11 protein-coding genes are annotated in these 17,626 nt (G+C 63.0%); 8 read left to right on the forward strand and 3 right to left on the reverse strand.

The features are described from left to right. Nucleotides 1–163 precede the first annotated feature (163 nt). Together ASD50_RS16945 and pdeM are read left to right on the forward strand one after the other, a co-directional pair. Nucleotides 164–2,890, forward strand: a complete 2,727-nt coding sequence (locus tag ASD50_RS16945; RefSeq protein WP_056243843.1) for a ligase-associated DNA damage response DEXH box helicase — start codon at nt 164–166, stop codon at nt 2,888–2,890. Continuing rightward, a complete protein-coding gene (gene pdeM, locus ASD50_RS16950; RefSeq protein WP_056243518.1) occupies nt 2,887–3,600 on the forward strand; it encodes a ligase-associated DNA damage response endonuclease PdeM in 714 nt (237 codons plus the stop codon). The genes ASD50_RS16945 and pdeM overlap by 4 nt, the downstream gene beginning before the upstream one ends. 98 nt (nt 3,601–3,698) lie before the next feature. On the opposite strand, the gene ASD50_RS16955 is transcribed toward pdeM, so the two are convergent. The 3 genes from ASD50_RS16955 to ASD50_RS16965 all read right to left on the reverse strand — a co-directional run bounded on the left by ASD50_RS16955 (nt 3,699) and on the right by ASD50_RS16965 (nt 9,315). Then, nucleotides 3,699–4,475, reverse strand: a complete 777-nt coding sequence (locus ASD50_RS16955; protein ID WP_056243520.1) for a TIGR02186 family protein — start codon at nt 4,473–4,475, stop codon at nt 3,699–3,701. Next, the gene (locus ASD50_RS16960; protein ID WP_056243523.1) at nt 4,475–5,398 is read right to left on the reverse strand and encodes a sulfite exporter TauE/SafE family protein; all 924 of its coding nucleotides are present in this window, start codon (nt 5,396–5,398) and stop codon (nt 4,475–4,477) included. The genes ASD50_RS16955 and ASD50_RS16960 overlap by 1 nt, the downstream gene beginning before the upstream one ends. Before the next feature lie 179 nt (nt 5,399–5,577). Next, a complete protein-coding gene (locus ASD50_RS16965; protein WP_056243846.1) occupies nt 5,578–9,315 on the reverse strand; it encodes a peptidoglycan-binding protein in 3,738 nt (1,245 codons plus the stop codon). 462 nt (nt 9,316–9,777) lie between these two features. Here ASD50_RS16965 and ASD50_RS16970 point away from each other — a divergent pair, with 462 nt between their 5' ends. The 6 genes from ASD50_RS16970 (at nt 9,778) to ASD50_RS16995 (ending at nt 17,560) form a co-directional block, all read left to right on the forward strand. Next, nucleotides 9,778–10,239: a MerR family transcriptional regulator gene (locus ASD50_RS16970; RefSeq protein WP_056243526.1), complete on the forward strand. Its 462-nt coding sequence runs from the start codon at nt 9,778–9,780 to the stop codon at nt 10,237–10,239. Nucleotides 10,240–10,527: 288 nt separating this feature from the next. Then, nucleotides 10,528–12,324, forward strand: a complete 1,797-nt coding sequence (locus ASD50_RS16975; protein ID WP_056243528.1) for an acyl-CoA dehydrogenase — start codon at nt 10,528–10,530, stop codon at nt 12,322–12,324. Nucleotides 12,325–12,354: 30 nt separating this feature from the next. Continuing rightward, nucleotides 12,355–13,524 carry an acyl-CoA dehydrogenase family protein gene (locus ASD50_RS16980; protein ID WP_413813899.1) on the forward strand — a complete coding sequence of 390 codons (1,170 nt, stop codon included), beginning with the start codon at nt 12,355–12,357 and terminating at the stop codon, nt 13,522–13,524. Nucleotides 13,525–13,556: 32 nt separating this feature from the next. Beyond that, nucleotides 13,557–14,765, forward strand: a complete 1,209-nt coding sequence (locus tag ASD50_RS16985) for an acetyl-CoA C-acetyltransferase (protein ID WP_056243531.1) — start codon at nt 13,557–13,559, stop codon at nt 14,763–14,765. A 14-nt stretch (nt 14,766–14,779) separates the two neighbouring features. After that, nucleotides 14,780–16,999, forward strand: coding sequence for a 3-hydroxyacyl-CoA dehydrogenase NAD-binding domain-containing protein (locus ASD50_RS16990; protein ID WP_056243533.1), 2,220 nt, complete (start codon nt 14,780–14,782; stop codon nt 16,997–16,999). 9 nt (nt 17,000–17,008) lie between these two features. Next, complete coding sequence (locus ASD50_RS16995) at nt 17,009–17,560, forward strand: thioesterase family protein (RefSeq protein ID WP_056243535.1); 552 nt, start codon at nt 17,009–17,011, stop codon at nt 17,558–17,560. The last annotated feature ends 66 nt before the right edge of the window (nt 17,561–17,626 follow it).

The following is a 17,626-nucleotide window of genomic DNA, read 5'->3' on the forward strand; positions in this document are numbered from 1 at the left end:
AAACGACGCTTGGGCGTAGGACGTTCCGTGATGAGCCAAGCCGACATGGTGAGCCGCCGAAGAGGCAGAAAATTTTCGAATGTAAAAGTGCCGATGGATAGATGATCACTTTTTGTTCCAGTTTTCTCTTGGCCTTCCCGCGCGCTCGCGCTACCTCTGGCGCGTGACCGCCAAGCCGCGCCCCACTGACGAGAGTGCCGAAATCCGCTTGCCCGAGCCGTTCGTAAGATGGTTCGCTACAAAGGGTTGGGCGCCGCGTGCCCACCAGATGGAACTCTTGGCGCAGGCCCAAGCCGGGCAGTCGGTGCTGCTGATCGCGCCGACCGGGGCCGGCAAGACGCTGGCCGGCTTCCTGCCGACGCTGACGGAGTTGGCCGAGCGGCCGAAGCGCAGGCCCGGTGAGGGGCACAGAGGCATCCATACGCTCTACATCTCGCCGCTGAAGGCGCTGGCCGTCGATATTGAGCGAAATCTCGGCAAGCCGGTCGAGGAAATCGGCCTGCCGGTCACCATCGAAACGCGCACCGGCGACACGCCGGCCCATAAGCGCCAGCGCCAGAAACTGGTGCCGCCCGACATACTGCTCACCACGCCGGAGCAACTGGCGTTGCTGATCGCGGCATCCGACGCGAGGCGCTTCTTCGAGGATTTGCGCTACGTCATCTTCGATGAGCTGCATTCGCTGGTGACCTCCAAGCGCGGCCACCTTCTCGCGTTGGGGCTGGCGCGGCTGCGGACATTCGTGCCGGACCTGCGCGCCATCGGCCTTTCGGCGACGGTGGCCGAGCCGGACGAGTTGCGGCGCTGGCTGGTTTCCCAGAATCCGCTTCACCATGCACCCCCCTCTGGCCTGCCGGCCATCTCCCCCTCAAGGGGGGAGATCAGACCGACCCTAGCGCCGCCTTCAATCGCCGACGGTAGAGAACGCGTGGCGCCGCGAAAACTGCTGATCTCCCCCCTTGAGGGGGAGATGGCCGGCAGGCTAGAGGGGGGTGTTTCAGCGTCACCCGCCAAGGATGACCGACTCGCGGGCCTCATCACCGTTGCCGGCGGCGCCAAGCCGGACATCTCCATCCTCGATTCGCGCGAGCGGGTGCCGTGGGCGGGCCATTCCGCGCGCTACGCCATAGCCGAAATCTACGAGGCGATCCGGCAGCACAAGACGACGCTGCTGTTCGTCAACACGCGCAGCCAGGCCGAACTGCTGTTCCAGGAACTATGGCGGGCGAACGAGGACGCCTTGCCGATCGCGCTGCACCACGGCTCGCTAGATGTCGGCCAGCGCCGCCGGGTCGAAAAGGCCATGGCCGACAATGCGCTGAGGGCCATCGTCGCCACCTCGACGCTCGACCTCGGCATCGACTGGGGCGATGTCGATCTCGTCGTCCATGTCGGCGCGCCGAAGGGCGCCAGCCGGCTGGCGCAGCGCATCGGCCGCGCCAACCACCGCATGGACGAGCCCTCGAAAGCCGTGCTCATTCCCGCCAACCGCTTCGAGGTGCTGGAATGCCGCGCCGCCCTCGACGCCAATTACATCGGCGCGCAGGATACGCCGCCCCTGCTCGACGGCGCGCTCGACGTGCTGGCGCAGCATATCCTCGGCACCGCCTGCGCCGCGCCTTTCGATGCCGACCTGCTCTACGAGGAAGTGACGAGCGCCGCGCCCTATGCCGGGCTGGACCGGCAGACTTTCGACCGTGTCGTGGATTTCGTCGCCACCGGCGGCTACGCGCTGAAAAGCTATGAGCGCTATGCCCGCATCCGCAGGACCAGAGAGGGGCTGTGGCGGGTGACCCATCCGCGTATTGCCCAGCAGTATCGGCTCAACATCGGCACCATCGTCGAAATGCCGGAACTCAATGTGCGCTATGTGCGCCAAGGCAGGGTGGCGGGCTATGGCGGGCGCGTGCTCGGCAAGGTCGAGGAATATTTCGCCGAGACCTTGCGGCCCGGCGACAACTTCCTGTTTGCCGGCAAGGTGCTGCGCTTCGAGGGCATCCGCGAAAACGAGTGCATCGTCTCCGGTGGCGGCGGCAAGACGCAGATCATCGTACCCTCCTATGCCGGCGGCAAGTTTCCGCTGTCCACCTACCTTGCCGATCAGGTGCGCGCCATGCTGGCCGATCCCGACCGCTGGCATACGCTGCCAGAACAGGTCGAGGACTGGCTGCGGCTGCAGAGGGAAAAGTCGGTGCTGCCGATGCGCGGCGACCTTCTGGTCGAGACGTTTCCGCGCGCCGACCGCCACTACATGGTGGCCTATCCGTTCGAGGGCAGGCTGGCGCACCAGACGCTCGGCATGCTTTTGACGCGCCGGCTGGAGCGGGCTAATGCGCGGCCGCTTGGCTTTGTCGCAACTGACTATTCGCTTGCCGTGTGGGGGCTGGACGACATGGGCGCGCTTTTCGCCGCCGGCAAGCCTTCGCTTGGCGCCCTCTTCGACGAGGACATGCTGGGCGACGACCTCGAGGCATGGCTGAATGACAGCTGGATGCTGAAACGCATGTTCCGCACCTGCGCCGTCATCGCCGGCCTGATCGAGAAACGCTTTCCGGGCCAGGAGAAGACCGGGCGGCAGGTGACGGTGTCGGCCGATCTCATCTACGATGTGCTGAGAAGCCACGAGCCCGACCACATCCTCTTGCAGGCGACGCGGGCCGATGCCGCCGCCGGCTTGCTCGATGTCAGCAGGCTTGCCGACATGCTCTCGCGTATCCGGGGGCGAATCGTGCATAAGAGGCTGGATCAAATTTCGCCGCTGGCGGTGCCGGTCATGCTGGAGATCGGCAAGGAATCGGTGAATGGCGAAGCCAACGAGACGCTGCTGATGGAGGCGGCGGATCTTGTCGAGGAAGCGATGGGGGCAGGATTGGCAGGCGGTTCGCGATGAACCTGGCGATCAGGACAACGGCAATCTTGCCGGCCGATCTCGTCACGGTCGCCGGCGAACGCGCGGTGTGCGACCCGCGCGGCGTGCTCTATTTTCCCGAACTGTCGCTGCTGGCCGTTTCCGATCTCCATCTGGAGAAGGGGTCTTCGCTGGCGAGGCGCGGGGCGCTGATCCCGCCCTACGATACCGCTGCGACGCTTGCCCGCCTGCAGGCGGTCATTGCCGACTATGCGCCGCGCATCGTCATCAGCCTCGGCGACAGTTTTCACGATGGCGAAGGCGCCAGCCGCCTGCACGACGATTTCCGCGAGCGGCTGGAACAGTTGATGGCGGGCCGGGACTGGTTCTGGATTGCCGGCAACCATGATCCGGACGCACCGGCCGACCTGCCCGGCGAGACGGTCAGGGAACTGGCGGTCGCCTCGCTGGTGTTCCGGCACGAGCCGTCGAAGGGGCAAGCCGGCGGCGAGGTTGCGGGGCACCTGCATCCGTGCGCGCGCATCGTGCAGCGCGGCCGCTCGGTGCGCCGCCGCTGTTTTGCCGGCGATGGTTCACGCATGATCATGCCTGCCTTCGGCGCTTATACCGGCTCGCTCAACGTTCTCGACCGCGCCTATGCCGGCCTGTTCAACCGCGAGAGCCTTGTCGCCTACATGATGGGCAAGGACCGGATTTTCGCGCTGCCGGGCGCGATGCTAAGGGCCGGTTAGAGCATTTCCAGCAAAAGTGTGCAGCGGTTTTGCGTTCGGCAATGCGCCTGGACAAAAGACTGGAGCGGTTTCGCCGTTTCCACTGAACTCGGAACACCCTAGTCCCTGCGGAAGACGATCCGCCCGAGCCAGCCCGTGACGATGGCAAGGCCGATCGACAGCATGCCGTAGGCAAAACCGTGATTGTGGGCGAGGCGGAATATGGCCTGCTCGAAGCCGGATTTGCGGATTTCAAGCTGGGCGGAGCTTTCCTTCACGAACATGCCGTTCTTGAACAGGAAGGCGCGCGCCTTGTGCGTCCCGACCGGAACATCCGGCGCGAGCCTGACGGTTGCGCGGAAGAGGTTCTGCGACAGGAAGCGCACGCCCCCGACATTTTCGCTGTAAAGGCCGATGGCCGTCTTGCTTTCGCGCAATGCCTTGGTGAACTCGGCGATGGTGAACGGGTTCTGGCTGCGGTCGGCGGGCTGCATGTAGATGTTGTTGGAGCCGAGCGACAGTTGCTTGTAGCTGTTCGGTTCGGTGATGTCCTGCAAGGCGCGGGTCGTGGCCACCGAGTAGGACACCGGGACGTTTTCGAACTGCTCGGATTCAAGGTTCATCCATACGCCAAGCACACGGTCCTTGCGCCGCACGACGACCGGGCGCGCGGGCCCTTCGAGCACCACGACGACATCGTAGCGGCCCTGCCGGGAGACTTGCGGATCGGCATCTTCCAGCGAGCCGAAGATGGTGAGGTCGGCGCCGGCAAATCCGGCGGTTATGGCAACGCTGTCGGTGGAAAGGCCGATCTGGATGTTTTCCTGATGCGGCGACTGCGCATATGCAGGAAACGCCAACAGCAAAATCGCAGACAATCCCCAGAAACGCCGCATCAGCTCAACCCCGGCGTGCTGAGCGAATAGAGATTGGGCGGCGTCACGAACAGGTCGACGGCAAGGCGTATGGCAACCGCGAGCACGAGAAGCGCCAAAAGCGCGCGCAGTTGCTCGCCGCGCAGCTTCTGGCCGGCCTTGGCGCCGTACTGGGCTCCGGCAACGCCGCCGATCATGAGCAAGAGGGCCAGCATGATGTCGACGGTGTAGTTCGTCGAGGCGTGAATGAGTGTCGTGTAGCCCGAGGTGAAGATGATCTGGAACAGCGACGTGCCGACGACCACGTTGGTCGGCACGCGCAGGAGGTAGATCAGCGCCGGCACCATGATGAAGCCGCCGCCGACGCCCATGATCGAGGACAAAAAGCCGATGGCCGCGCCCAGCGCGAGGACCGGGATGACGCTGACGAACAGCTTCGATGTGCGAAAGCGCATCTTCAGCGGCAAGCGGTGGATCCAGTTATGCTGGCCGGACTTTTTCAGCGTGGGTGCTGCGCCGCTGCGTGTGGCGCGCAGCGCGTTGACGCTTTCAAACAGCATCAATCCGCCGACGCTGCCCAGCAACGCCACGTAGAGCAGCGAAATGAACAGGTCGAGCTGGCCAAGGCTGCGCAGCACGGAAAACACATAGACGCCGGCCGTCGAGCCGACGATGCCGCCGGCCAGCAACACAAACCCCAGCTTGAAGTCGAGCGTACCTCGCTTCATGTGCGACAGCGCGCCGGAGAAGGACGAGGCGATGACCTGGTTGGCGCCGGTGGCGACCGCGATGGCCGGGGGGATGTTATAGAAAATCAGCAGCGGGGTGATCAGGAAGCCGCCGCCGACGCCGAAAAGACCCGACAGGAATCCGACCGCCGCGCCCATTGCCAGCAGCACGAACACGTTGACGGATATTTCCGCAATCGGGAGATAGATGCCCACCCGCTCGTCTCGATCACTTGTCGCCCCTCGGCAAAACATAATGCCGAAAAGCTAATCTGTTCTTGCACGATCGCCGCAGCGGGAATTTTTGCCCGCTACGGTGCTGAAAAAAGAAGTATGTCAATCAGTTAACAGGCAAATGTGTGGCAGCGGCGTCGCAGAAGCGACGCCGCTTGCACTTATTTGCGCGCAAGGAGTGCGTTTACCAGCTTTTCATCGACTTCGCCGGTCTGCGCCATGTCGTGGTCGGCCTGGAACGCCATGATGGCATCCTTGGTCTTGCCGCCCATGACGCCATCGGCGGTGCCGGCCGAGTAGCCGTTCTTGTTGAGGATCAACTGGATGTTCTGGACGGCCTTGGTCATGTCCACGCTTGCCGTGGTGGTGGGCGCATCTTGCCAGCCGTCGGGCAGTTCGACCGCATTTGCCGAAGGATCGACAGGCTTGGCTTTCCAGAGCTCGGTCGTCGCGCGGGCCTTTTCCAACTGCTCGGGCCGCAGCACCTTGGCGATTTCGTCGCGCTTGGCGGCAGCGTCCTTGTCTCCGGTCTTGGCGACGAGCGCGAACCATTTGTAGGATTCCTCGAGGTCCTGTTTCATGCCGACGCCTTTCGCCGACAGGATACCGAGATTGAACTGGCTATCCTTTACGCCGAGGTCCGCCGCTGCATGGAACCAGCGCGCTGCCGCATCGTTGTCAGCCGTACCATCGGCACCCATCGCGAGCAGCACGGCAAGATTGTGCATCGCGCTGGCGTTTCCCTGCTGGGCGGCCATTTGATACCAGGTCTTGGCCTTGCCGACGTCGCGGGTGACACCGATGCCCTTCTCATAGAAATTGCCGATGCGGTACTGCGCCGGCGCGAGGCCTTGTTCGGCGGCCTTTTCATACCACTTGGCCGCGGCCTTCAGGTCTTCCTTGACGCCGCGCGCTTCGGCATAGCGAGAACCGATCTCGAAAAGCGCCTTGGCATCCCCGCCGGCGGCTGCCTCACGCATGGCAGGCGTGCCGATTTCATCAGGGATGTCGATGTCCGCTGCGGTGGCGGCGACCGTCTTGGTTGGCGCCGTGTCCGAAAGCGTTGCGGTGGAAGAAGGAGCCAGGGCCTTCGCCGACGGGGTCAAGGGAGCCGGCGTCTTTGCAGTGGGTTGCACCAGCATAGCCGCACCGCTGTCTGCCTTCGCAGGTGCCGCCGCACTCTTTATGTCCGGCTTGGCCGGCTTCGCGGCGGCGGTCGTTGTGGCATCCGTTGCCCTGGAGGCCGAAACCGGCGCCGGCTTTGCCTTTGCCGCTGCGGGCTGGGCCACTTTTTGCGACGTTGCGGGAACTACCGTCTTTTGTGCGACCTGTGCCGGGTCGGACAGGAAAGCCTTGCCGAGCTGAAGGCCGGCGAGCGCAAGCATGATGGCACCGGCCGCCATCAGGATCGGCTTGCGGCGCGACTTGAGCAGGTCTCCGATGCGCAGCGCCTTGACCGGGCCGCCGATCGTCGATTGCCGCTTCAGCGTCTCGGCCTCCACAGCCGCTGCCTGCGCTGCGCGCCGTGCCGCTGCTATGAAATCGGATTTGGCAGCTTCGGCTTCCTGCCGCTTTTCCGGAACCCCGCGCTCATCGCGGACCCGTTTCATGATCGCGCTGAGATCGGGAGCGCCGGAGCCGGGCTCCAGCGGGCGATTGATCAGGGCCGGTTCAAGCTGCTGCTCCGGATCGACTGCCTGAAGCTCTGCAACAGGCTCCGAGCCGGCAAGTGCCGGAACATCGGTGTTCCTGCGGCCCTTGAAGGCACGGGCGATGCCGCCGAAGAGTGACTTTTTGGGGCCCTTTTCCTTTTCACCTTTACCATCTGCGCCCGCAGCCGCTTTTGCAGCGTCGGCCGCCGCTTCGGCAGGAGTGCGAACCGGCCCGTCGCCGCGCATGACGGCGGCTACCAGATCCTCATGCTCGTCAAATGTTTCCGACAGCGGCAGTGGCTCGTCCAGGTCAAGGGTCGGTGCTTCATGCACGGTGATCTTGGCGGTGGTTTCGGCCTGCGCCTCGTCTTCGGCAACCGGCGTTTCCAGCGAGCTCAGGCGCTCGACGATTTTCAGAAGCGTGTCGTGGATGGCTTCGAAGGTCTTTGAATTGCGATCATCCGAGCGCCGCGTCAGCGTCTCGAGCGTTTTCAGGTCTTGCGCGAGGCCGGCCACGGCCGCATTTTCCACCGCAGTGCCACTCATCGAGCGGACGGCGCTTTCCGCAGCTTCCCTTGCCGCGTCGAGAATGGAATCGCGGGTGCCGCTGATTGACTGCTCGATCTGGCTAAGGCGCGGGCCGATGTCGTCGAAGTCCGGCAGCGGCATCCCTGGCCGCGACAGGTGCGCCGAAAGCCCGGCCACTTGCGTCTCAAGGCTGCGGATCAGATCGGGATCGAGCCCTGCGAACTGGGCCGTCGAACTGTCCAGCCGGTCCGATATCTCGGTGAGCCGCGATTCCAGCGCGCGAATGGCCTTCTGGCTTGCCGCGTCGTTGGCGCGCGCTTCCAGTCCCTCGGTAAGGATGTTGAAACGGGCGTCGATGGCTTCGATCACTCCGGCGCTATCCAGTCCGGATTGCGGCGCCAGATGGCCAAGCCGGTCTGCGACTTCATCGAGCCTGCGCTCAAGATCGCGGAACAGGACATTGCCCTGCTCGATGGCGTCGCCCTGACGCCGTTCCATCATGGCTGCCAGCACATCGAACCGCTGTTCCAGCCCTTGAACGATACGGTCGGCATCGGGCATGGCAGGCGCACGGTCGATCTTGTCGGCGATCATCGCGATCTGGCCGGTAAGCCGTTGCATGGCTTCTTCCGGCAAATGACTGTGCGAGGCGAGTTCGTCGACACGCTGCGAGAGCACGTTGAGCCGCTCTATGACTTCGCCGCCTGGCTTGTCTTCCGACACTTCCTCGATCTGCGCGGCAAGAGCGGCGACGCGCTGCTCGATGCGCTCAAGCGCCGACGGGTCGAAGGCATTTGCCTGAATGGCCACGGTCGAGGCGAGAATCGCCCTGGAAATCTCGTCGAGGCGCTCGTCGATGAGGCTGACGGTTTCCCCCGCCTGCCCGCTTTGCTGGGTGGCGAAGTGATCAAGGGCGCCGGCGAGTGTGCGGACCTTGTCTTCGAGCGAACGTAGCGGCAGCGATTCGGGAAGGGTCTCCACGGCGCGGCTGATCTGCTCGAGCCGCTCGCCCAGCAGGGCGATGCCCGGATCTTCTTCCGACGCCTGCTGGCCGGCGTTGAAACGCTCTTCGAAAGCGGTCCATCGACGGTCGAAATCGTCCCAGCGCGTGTCCACGGCGCGCACGCTTTCGTCGCGAGCCAGGGTTTCGATGGCTGCTTTCACCTGCTCGATCTCGAGGCGAAGCATGCTGATGCTTCTGTCGTCGCTTTTTTCGGCCAGTGCCTGGATCGTGCCTGACAGCCGCTCCAGTTCGAGACCGAGTTCGGCGCTGTCCCTGGAAGCCTCGTCGGGTTGGCGGGTCAGTTCGATGTCGTGGCGAAGCACCTCGAATTCCTGGTGCAGGCCATCCGTCATCTGGTGGCGCAGTTCCTCGCGCAGGCTGCGCAATTCAATGGCGATCTTGCTGACCGCGGCGAGGCTGTCTTCCTGGCCGCGGACGCGATCGATGTCGCGTGCGATCGTCTGGTAGTTTGGCCCAAACGCCGAAGCAGCCTGTGGCTCTACAGGCTGCGAGGAAAAGGATGGATCGCGGAATGGACGGCTCTCGTAGCGGGGCTGTTCCGTATCATCCGGCAAGTGACTGTCGGTTTCCCGGCGCGAGCGCTCCAGCCGCGCCTCCAGCGCGGCGAGCGAACTGTTCAACTGTTCCAGCGTTGTATGTGGCTTGCGCTGCCGGTTGGTGTTGAGACTTTCGAGATAGGATCGTTTGTTGCTCATCGCGACGCCCATTTCTGGAAGTGGCTGGCACTGAGCCAGATTCCCCTCAAATATTCCGTCGGCGACGAATGCGGCCCCGCCAATGCCATACGGCACGAGCACTGGCTTCCTGGGCCTTGGCCCACGCTTCGAAAAACCGTGAAAACTTCGCTACAGGATAACAACGGCGAACCGACATGCGCACAATTCGCCCAACGTGGTAAACAAGATGTTAATCAAACTTAAGAAGCTTAACCTTTATTGAGAAAATCCTTCGATTGGTCGCGCGCCGCCTCGTGATCGAACGGTGTTGGGACCCTCTTGAATTTTTTTGCCGATGCAAGTACATCCTTACGTAAACGTAAGCGGAATTGCGATGCGCCGCTTTAGTGGAAGTTGAAACCAGAACCGGAAGTTGAAACGCGCTTCCGCGTAAGCGGCAGGCCCTGTGAGCGCCGTGCTGCAACCCAGGATAACCCAATGATGAAATCGATGCCGGCCGTCGACACAGCGGCCTTTCAAAATGACATTCTGAACCATCCGGCCGGCGAGCTGGAGCGTATCGGCGAAATGGCCAAGCAATTCGGCGTGACCTTGCGCACCTTGCGCTTCTATGAGGACAAGGGCCTCATCAGCCCACTGCGCGATGGTGCGACAAGGCTCTACACGCACCGCGACAAGGCGCGGCTCAAGCTCATCCTGCTCGGCCGCAAGGTCGGCTTCTCCCTGCGGGACGTCAAGCAGTTGATGGACCTGTATGATCCGTCCGGCGCCAACATCAAGCAGCTCAAGGTGGCGCTGGACAAGTCGGACAAGCAATTGTCGCGCCTGCACAAGCAGCGCGCGCTTCTCGACGAAGCCATCAACGAGTTGAGCAACTCGATGGCGGATATCCGCCGCATGCTGGCCGAGCGGTCGGCGGCGTCGTCGGGCGCCGCCAACTAGGGCAGGCGTTTCCGGTCAGGCAAAAAAGCCGTTCACGGCTCGACGGGCATCGGCCAAGCCGGTGTCATCGGGCCGTCGCGGCTGTTCGACATGTTTGCGCTGGCGGCAATTTCTCTCCAGATTGACCGCGGCGATGCTCGTGGCTGGACGCGGGCATCCAAAATTTGCCGTGGTTCCAATATTGACGTTTACGCAAACGTCAATATTTGCTACAGGGACGCATCGCCGGACCAGTTGCGACCTGACGCGGTCGGACATTGGCGGCACAGGGGCTGGAGGAAAGACAGGATGCCGATCTATCATGCGCCGGTTCAGGATACGCTTTACCTGCTGAACGACGTGCTGGGCTACGGACGCTATTCGAACCTGCCCGGCTTTGCCGATGCCTCGCCCGACGTGCTCGAGGCGATTCTGGCCGAAGGCGCGAAGCTTGCCGAGAACGTCATGCAGCCGGTCAACAGGATTGGCGACATGGAAGGCTGCGAGCGTCACGACGACGGATCGGTGACGACGCCCAAGGGCTTCAGGGAAGCCTTCGACCAATATCGCGACGGCGGCTGGATGGGGCTTGCTGCTCCCGCAGAGTTCGGCGGCCAGGGCCTGCCATATACGGTGCATACGGCGGTGGGCGAGTTTCTCTCGTCCGCCAACATGGCGCTGATGATGTATCCCGGCCTGACGCAAGGCGCGATCGCGGCAATAGTGGTTCATGGCAGCGACGAGCAGAAAAAGACTTTCCTGCCGAAGATGATCGAGGGTGCGTGGACCGGGACCATGAACCTGACCGAGCCGCATTGCGGCACCGATCTCGGCCTGCTGCGCACCAAGGCGGTGCCGAACGGCGATGGCACCTACAAGATTTCCGGCCAGAAGATATTCATCTCTGCCGGCGAGCACGACATGGCCGACAACATCGTGCACCTCGTGCTGGCCCGCATCGAAGGCGCGCCCGAGGGCGTGAAGGGCATTTCGCTGTTCATCGTGCCGAAGTTCCAGCTGGACGGCGCCGGGAACCCCGGCGCGCGCAACAAGGTTTCGTGCGGCTCGATCGAGGAGAAGATGGGCATCCACGGCAACGCCACTTGCGTCATGAATTATGACGAGGCGCAAGGAACGCTGCTCGGCGAGGAGAATGGCGGCCTGAAGGCGATGTTCGTGATGATGAACGAGGCGCGTCTCGGCGTCGGTCTGCAGGGGCTTTCGCTGTCGGAGGTCGCCTACCAGAACGCCGTGAACTACGCCAGGGAGCGCCTGCAGGGCCGCTCGCTGACCGGCCCGAAGAACAAGGACGGCAAGGCCGATCCGATCATCGTCCACCCCGATGTCCGCCGCAACCTGATGACGATGAAGGCGTTCAACGAGGCCGGCCGCGCGCTGTTGTTGTGGACGGCATTGAACTCGGACGTCGCCCATCGTTCCGGCGACGACACGGACCGCCAGGCGGCGGACGACCAGCTCAGCCTCATGACGCCGATCGTGAAAGGCGTCCTGACCGACAAGGGCTTCGACCATGCGGTCATGGCGCAGCAGGTGTTCGGCGGCCATGGCTATATCGAAGAACACGGCATGAGCCAGTTCGTGCGCGATGCCCGTATCGCCATGATCTACGAAGGCGCCAACGGCATCCAGGCGCTCGATCTGGTCGGCCGCAAGCTGGCGCAGAACGGCGGCCGCGCCGTGCAGGCCTTCTTCAAGGAGGTCGGCGATTTCTGCGAGGAAAATCGCGGTGAAGAGAAGCTGGCCCCGTTCACCAAGGCGCTCAAGAAGGGCCTCAACGACCTGCAGGCGGCAACGATGTGGCTGATGCAGAATGCCATGCAGAAGCCGGACAATGCAGGTGCGGCCTCGACCGACTACCTCCATCTCTTCGGGCTGGTGGCGCTCGGCTACATGTGGGGCCGCATGGTCAAGGTCTCGCAGGCGAGGCTTGGCGAAACCGCCGATGGCGTGGCATCCTTCCATGAGAACAAGATTGTCACCGGCCGCTATTTCATGGAGCGTGTCATGCCGGAAACGGCGGCGCATCTCGCCCGCATCTCTTCCGGCGCGGACACCATGATGGCGTTGCCGGCAGAGGCGTTTTGATCGGGTAGATATTTTCAGGAGCAGCTTGCCTTGGCCAACCCGTCGGAAATCCTGTCCCTGCCGAAGCCCGACTGGGTAAGTGAAGATGTCGCCATGCTCTACGACATGGCGAACCGCTTCATGGCGGATGAGATTGCACCGCATTACGACACCTACGAGAAGAACGAGGTGGTCGATCGCTCCGCCTGGAAGAAGGCCGGTGAGGCAGGGCTTCTGTGCGCCTCCATGCCGGAACAGTATGGCGGCGCGGGCGGAACCTTTGCGCACGAGAGCGCGATCATCGAAGCCATCGGCCATGTCGGCGTCGACGGCTTCGGCATCGGCCTGCACAACGCCATCGTCACGCCCTACATCCTTCATTACGGCTCGGAAGATCAGAAGAAGAAGTGGCTGCCGCGCCTGGCGAGCGGCGAACTGATCGGCGCCATCGCCATGACGGAACCGGGTGCGGGTTCGGATCTGCAAGGTGTCAAGACGCGCGCGGAGCGGGACGGCAACCAGTATCGCATCAACGGCTCCAAGACCTTCATCACCAATGGCCAGCTGGCCAATCTCATTGTCGTCGTCACCAAGACCGATCCGGCCAAGGGCGCCAAGGGCACGTCGCTCATCGTTGTCGAGACCGACGAGGTCGAAGGCTTCGAGCGCGGGCGCAACCTCGACAAGATCGGGTTGAAGGCCAACGACACCTCCGAGCTGTTCTTCAATGACGTGCGCGTGCCGACCGCCAATCTGCTGGGAAATGACGAAGGCCAGGGCTTCGTTCAGCTGATGCAGCAACTGCCGCAGGAACGCCTGATGATCGGCACGACGGCGATTGCCATGGCGGAACGCGCGCTCGCGCTCACCATCGACTACGTCAAGGAACGCAAGGCCTTCGGCCAGAAGATCATCGATTTCCAGAACACCCAGTTCAAGCTGGCCGAGCTCAAGACCGAAATCACCATCGGCCGGGTTTTTTACAATGACTGCGTGAAACGCCACATCGCCGGCGGCCTCGACCCTGTTACGGCTTCGATGGCCAAGTACTGGCTGTCCGATCTTCAGGGCAAGGTGATGGACGAGTGCCTGCAACTCCACGGCGGCTACGGCTACATGAACGAATATCCGATTGCGCGCATGTGGCGCGATGCCCGTGTGCAGCGCATCTATGGCGGCACCAACGAAATCATGAAGCTTTTGATCGGGCGCTCGCTGTGAGCAGCCGGGTCTACATAACAAGGAGCTGAAAAATGGCTGAAGCTTATGTCTATGACGCCGTGCGCACGCCGCGCGGCCGTGGCAAGAAGGACGGGGCGCTGCATGAGGTGCCGGCGGTGCGCCTGACGGCGAAGACGCTGGAAGCCATCCGCGACCGCAACGGCATGGATACCGGAACGGTCGATGACATCATTTTCGGCTGTGTCGATCCGGTCGGAGAGGCCGGTGCGGTGATCCCGCGCGCCGCCGCTTTCGAAGCCGGCTACGACGACAAGGCGCCCGGCATGCAGATCTCGCGCTTCTGCGCCTCTGGGCTGGACGCCATCAATTTCGGTGCGGCCAAGATCGCGCAGGGCGCCGACGACATCGTCATTGCCGGTGGCGTGGAATCGATGAGCCGCGTCGGCATGGGCGCCGCCGGCGGCGCATGGTTCATGGACCCATCGGTGGGCCTGCCGGGCTGGTTCGTGCCGCAGGGCATTTCGGCCGACCTCATCGCCACCAAATACGGATTTTCCCGCGACGACGTCGATGCCTACGCGGTCGAGAGCCAGAAGCGCGCCGCGCACGCCTGGGACAAGGGCTGGTTCAAGAACTCCGTCGTCCCGATCAAGGACCAGAATGGCCTGACCATTCTCGACCGCGACGAACACATGCGGCCCTCGACCGACATGCAGTCGCTGGCCGCGCTCAATCCCTCCTTTGTCATGCCGGGTGAAATGGGCGGTTTCGATGCCGTCGCCGTGCAGAAGCACCCGGAGATCGAGGAGGTGAACCACGTCCATCATGCCGGTAATTCATCCGGCATCGTCGATGGCGCTGCTGCTGTGCTGCTGGGCTCGAAGAAGGCCGGCAAGATGCTGGGCATGAAGCCACGCGCCCGTATTCGCGCCTTCGCCAATATCGGCTCCGAACCGGTGCTGATGCTGACCGGGCCGGTCGATGTGACGGAAAAGCTTTTGAAGCGCGCCGGGATGAAGATTTCGGACATCGACCTGTTCGAACTCAACGAGGCCTTTGCCTCGGTGGTGCTGCGCTACATGCAGGCTTTCGACATTGCGCATGACAAGATCAACGTCAACGGCGGCGCGATCGCCATGGGCCATCCGTTGGGGGCCACCGGTGCGATGATCTTCGGAACGGTGCTGGATGAGCTTGAAAGGCGCAACCTCAACACCGCCTTGGTGACCTTGTGCATCGGTGCCGGCATGGGCACCGCCACCATCATCGAACGCGTCTGACCGGAGGCGGAACAATGACCTACAAGAATTTCACGCTGGAAACCGACGCCGACGGCATTGCCCTGATCACCTGGGACATGCCCGACCGTTCGATGAATGTGTTTACCGAAGAGGTGATGCGCGAACTGAACACCATCGTTGACCGGGTGACCGGCGAGGCCGGCATCAAGGGCGCGGTGATCACGTCGGGCAAGGATACCTTTTCCGGCGGCGCCGACATCACCATGCTGCAGACGATGCTGAAGACCTACGCCAAGGAGAAGGCCGGCAATTTCGAAAAGGCAACGCAGAAGCTGTTCGAGACGGCCGGCTACATGACCGGCCTGTTCCGCAAGCTCGAGACCTGCGGCAAGCCGTGGGTCTCGGCCATCAACGGAACCTGCATGGGTGGGGCTTTCGAGCTTTCACTCGCCTGCCACGGCCGGGTCGCCGCCAACTCGGACAAGGTGAAGATGGCGCTTCCCGAGGTGAAGATCGGCATTTTCCCGGGCGCCGGCGGTACCCAGCGCGTGCCGCGCCTTGCCGACACGCAGGCTGCCCTGCAGATGCTGACCTCCGGCCAGACGCTGACGCCGCAGAAGGCCAAGGGCATGGGGCTTGTCCATGAAGTTGCTGAGCCGGCCAAGCTGGTCGAGACGGCAAAGGCGATGATCAAGAACGGCCTCAGCGCCGTTGCGCCATGGGACCAGAAGGGTTTCAAGATCCCCGGTGGGCCGGTTTACTCGATGGCCGGCGCAAACCTGTGGCCACCGGCAATCGCCATCCTGCGCCGCGAAACATACGGCAATTATCCGGCGGCTTCGGCGATCCTGAAATGCGTCTATGAAGGCCTTTTGGTGCCGTTCGATACGGCGCTGCGCATCGAGCAGCGCTATTTCACCGAGATCATGCAGACCAAGGAAGCGGCGGCTATGATCCGCTCGCTGTTTGTCTCGCTGCAGGAATTGAACAAGGGCGCGCGCCGGCCGGAAGGCGTCCCGGACACCAAGTTCAGGAAAATCGGCATACTGGGCGCAGGCTTCATGGGTGCGGGCATCGCCCATGTCACCGCCAAGGCCGGCATTCCGGTGGTGTTGCTGGACCGCGATACCGCGTCCGCGGAAAAGGGCAAGGCGCATTCCGCCGAGCTGATGGACGGGCTGATCAAGAAGGGCCGGACCAAGCCTGAAGAAAAGGAAAAGCTTTTGTCGCTGATCACGCCGACCGCCAGCTATGCGGATCTGGCCGGCTGCGATCTCGTCGTCGAGGCGGTGTTCGAGGATTCGGCGGTCAAGAAGAGCGCCACCGAACAGGCGGAGGCGGTGTTGAAGCCGTCGGCGGTTTTCGCTTCCAACACCTCGACCATTCCGATTACCGCGCTTGCCAAGAACTCGGCGCGGCCGAAGAATTTCGTCGGCATCCATTTCTTCTCGCCGGTCGACAAGATGATGCTGGTCGAGATCATCCTCGGCAAGAAGACGGGCGACAAGGCGCTGGCAACGGCCATCGACTTCGTGCGCGCCATCAAGAAGACGCCGATCGTCGTCAACGACACGCGCGGTTTCTACGTCAACCGCTGCGTGCTGCGCTACATGTCGGAAGCCTACAAGATGCTGATCGAGGGCGTGCCGGCACCGATGATCGAGAATGCCGCCAAGGCTGCCGGCATGCCGGTCGGGCCGCTGGCGCTGACCGACGAGACGGCCGTCGATCTCGCCCAGAAGATCATGAAGCAGACCATCCGCGACCTTGGCGAAAAGGCGGTGGACCCCAAGCAGATGGCGCTCATCAACACCATGGTCGACACCCATCAGCGCTTTGGCCGCAAGAACGGCAAGGGCTTTTACGACTACCCCGCCAAGCCGGCAAAGAAGAAGCTGTGGCCGGGTCTCAAGGACCTCTGTCCTCAGAAGAAGGCCGAAGAGGTCGACTTCGAGGAACTGAAGCAGCGCCTCTTGACGGTGATTGCGCTGGAAGCGGCACGCGTCATGGAAGAAAAGATCGTCGTCGATCCGCGCGAGGCCGATGTCGGCTCGATCCTGGCGTTCGGTTTTGCGCCCTATACCGGCGGCGCGCTGTCCTACATCGACGGTATTGGCGTGAAGGAATTCGTCCAGACAGCCAAGCGGCTGCAGAAGAAATACGGCGCGGAGTTCAAGGCGCCCAAGCTGCTGCTCGACATGGCTGACAAGGGCGAGACCTTCTATCAGCGTTTCAATCCCTATGGCGGGGAGCAGGCGAAGAAGGCAGCCTGACCAGCCGGCATGTATGTCTGGGCGCGACTTGCGCGGGTCGTGGCCACGGCACGAAGCCGTGGCCCTTATGCCCCCGGCGGGGAAGGCCGGCTGGCCTTCCGCTGCCTGCCGAGCGATATCGATTCCAACCTGCATCTCAACAATGCCCGCTATATGATGCTGGCCGACCTTGGCCGCATCGACATTTTCGTCCGCGCCGGTCTGCTCGGCGTTGCGCGCAAGCGGAAGTGGGCGCCGATGCTGGGTGGGCTGCAGGTCGTCTATGCGCGCGAGATCAGGCTTTGGCAGCGTTTCGAGGTGTTGTCGTCGATCCAGACCTGGGAGGGGACGCAGGTCATTGGCAAGCACCGCTTCATCCTCGAAAACGGCGAGGTTGCCGCAACGGTGATGACGACCGCCGGTGTCTACGATCGTTCCCAACGCCGTTTTGTGCTAATCGACGAGGTTGTCGCGGCGCTTGGATATCCGGCGACGCCGCGCCCCTTGAGCGACATCGAGCAGGCATTCCTGAGGTCGCACCAGACGCTGCGCGCTGAAACGAAATCCACCCCCGCCGAATAGGGATCACGGCGCGCGCCGGGGCCGCCCGGTCCGGCCAAGGTGGACAATCGGCGACACCGGGATTAC

This window comes from Mesorhizobium sp. Root552, from assembly GCF_001427285.1.
Lineage (GTDB): Bacteria > Pseudomonadota > Alphaproteobacteria > Rhizobiales > Rhizobiaceae > Mesorhizobium.

Bases quoted from the DNA above. Each gene is read 5' to 3' on its own strand.
- pdeM (WP_056243518.1), top strand. From the start codon at position 2,887: ATGAACCTGGCGATCAGGACAACGGCAATCTTGCCGGCCGATCTCGTC.
- ASD50_RS16955 (WP_056243520.1), bottom strand. From the start codon at position 4,475: ATGCGGCGTTTCTGGGGATTGTCTGCGATTTTGCTGTTGGCGTTTCCT.
- ASD50_RS16965 (WP_056243846.1), bottom strand. From the start codon at position 9,315: ATGAGCAACAAACGATCCTATCTCGAAAGTCTCAACACCAACCGGCAG.
- ASD50_RS16970 (WP_056243526.1), top strand. From the start codon at position 9,778: ATGAAATCGATGCCGGCCGTCGACACAGCGGCCTTTCAAAATGACATT.
- ASD50_RS16975 (WP_056243528.1), top strand. From the start codon at position 10,528: ATGCCGATCTATCATGCGCCGGTTCAGGATACGCTTTACCTGCTGAAC.
- ASD50_RS16985 (WP_056243531.1), top strand. From the start codon at position 13,557: ATGGCTGAAGCTTATGTCTATGACGCCGTGCGCACGCCGCGCGGCCGT.
- ASD50_RS16990 (WP_056243533.1), top strand. From the start codon at position 14,780: ATGACCTACAAGAATTTCACGCTGGAAACCGACGCCGACGGCATTGCC.
- ASD50_RS16995 (WP_056243535.1), top strand. From the start codon at position 17,009: ATGTATGTCTGGGCGCGACTTGCGCGGGTCGTGGCCACGGCACGAAGC.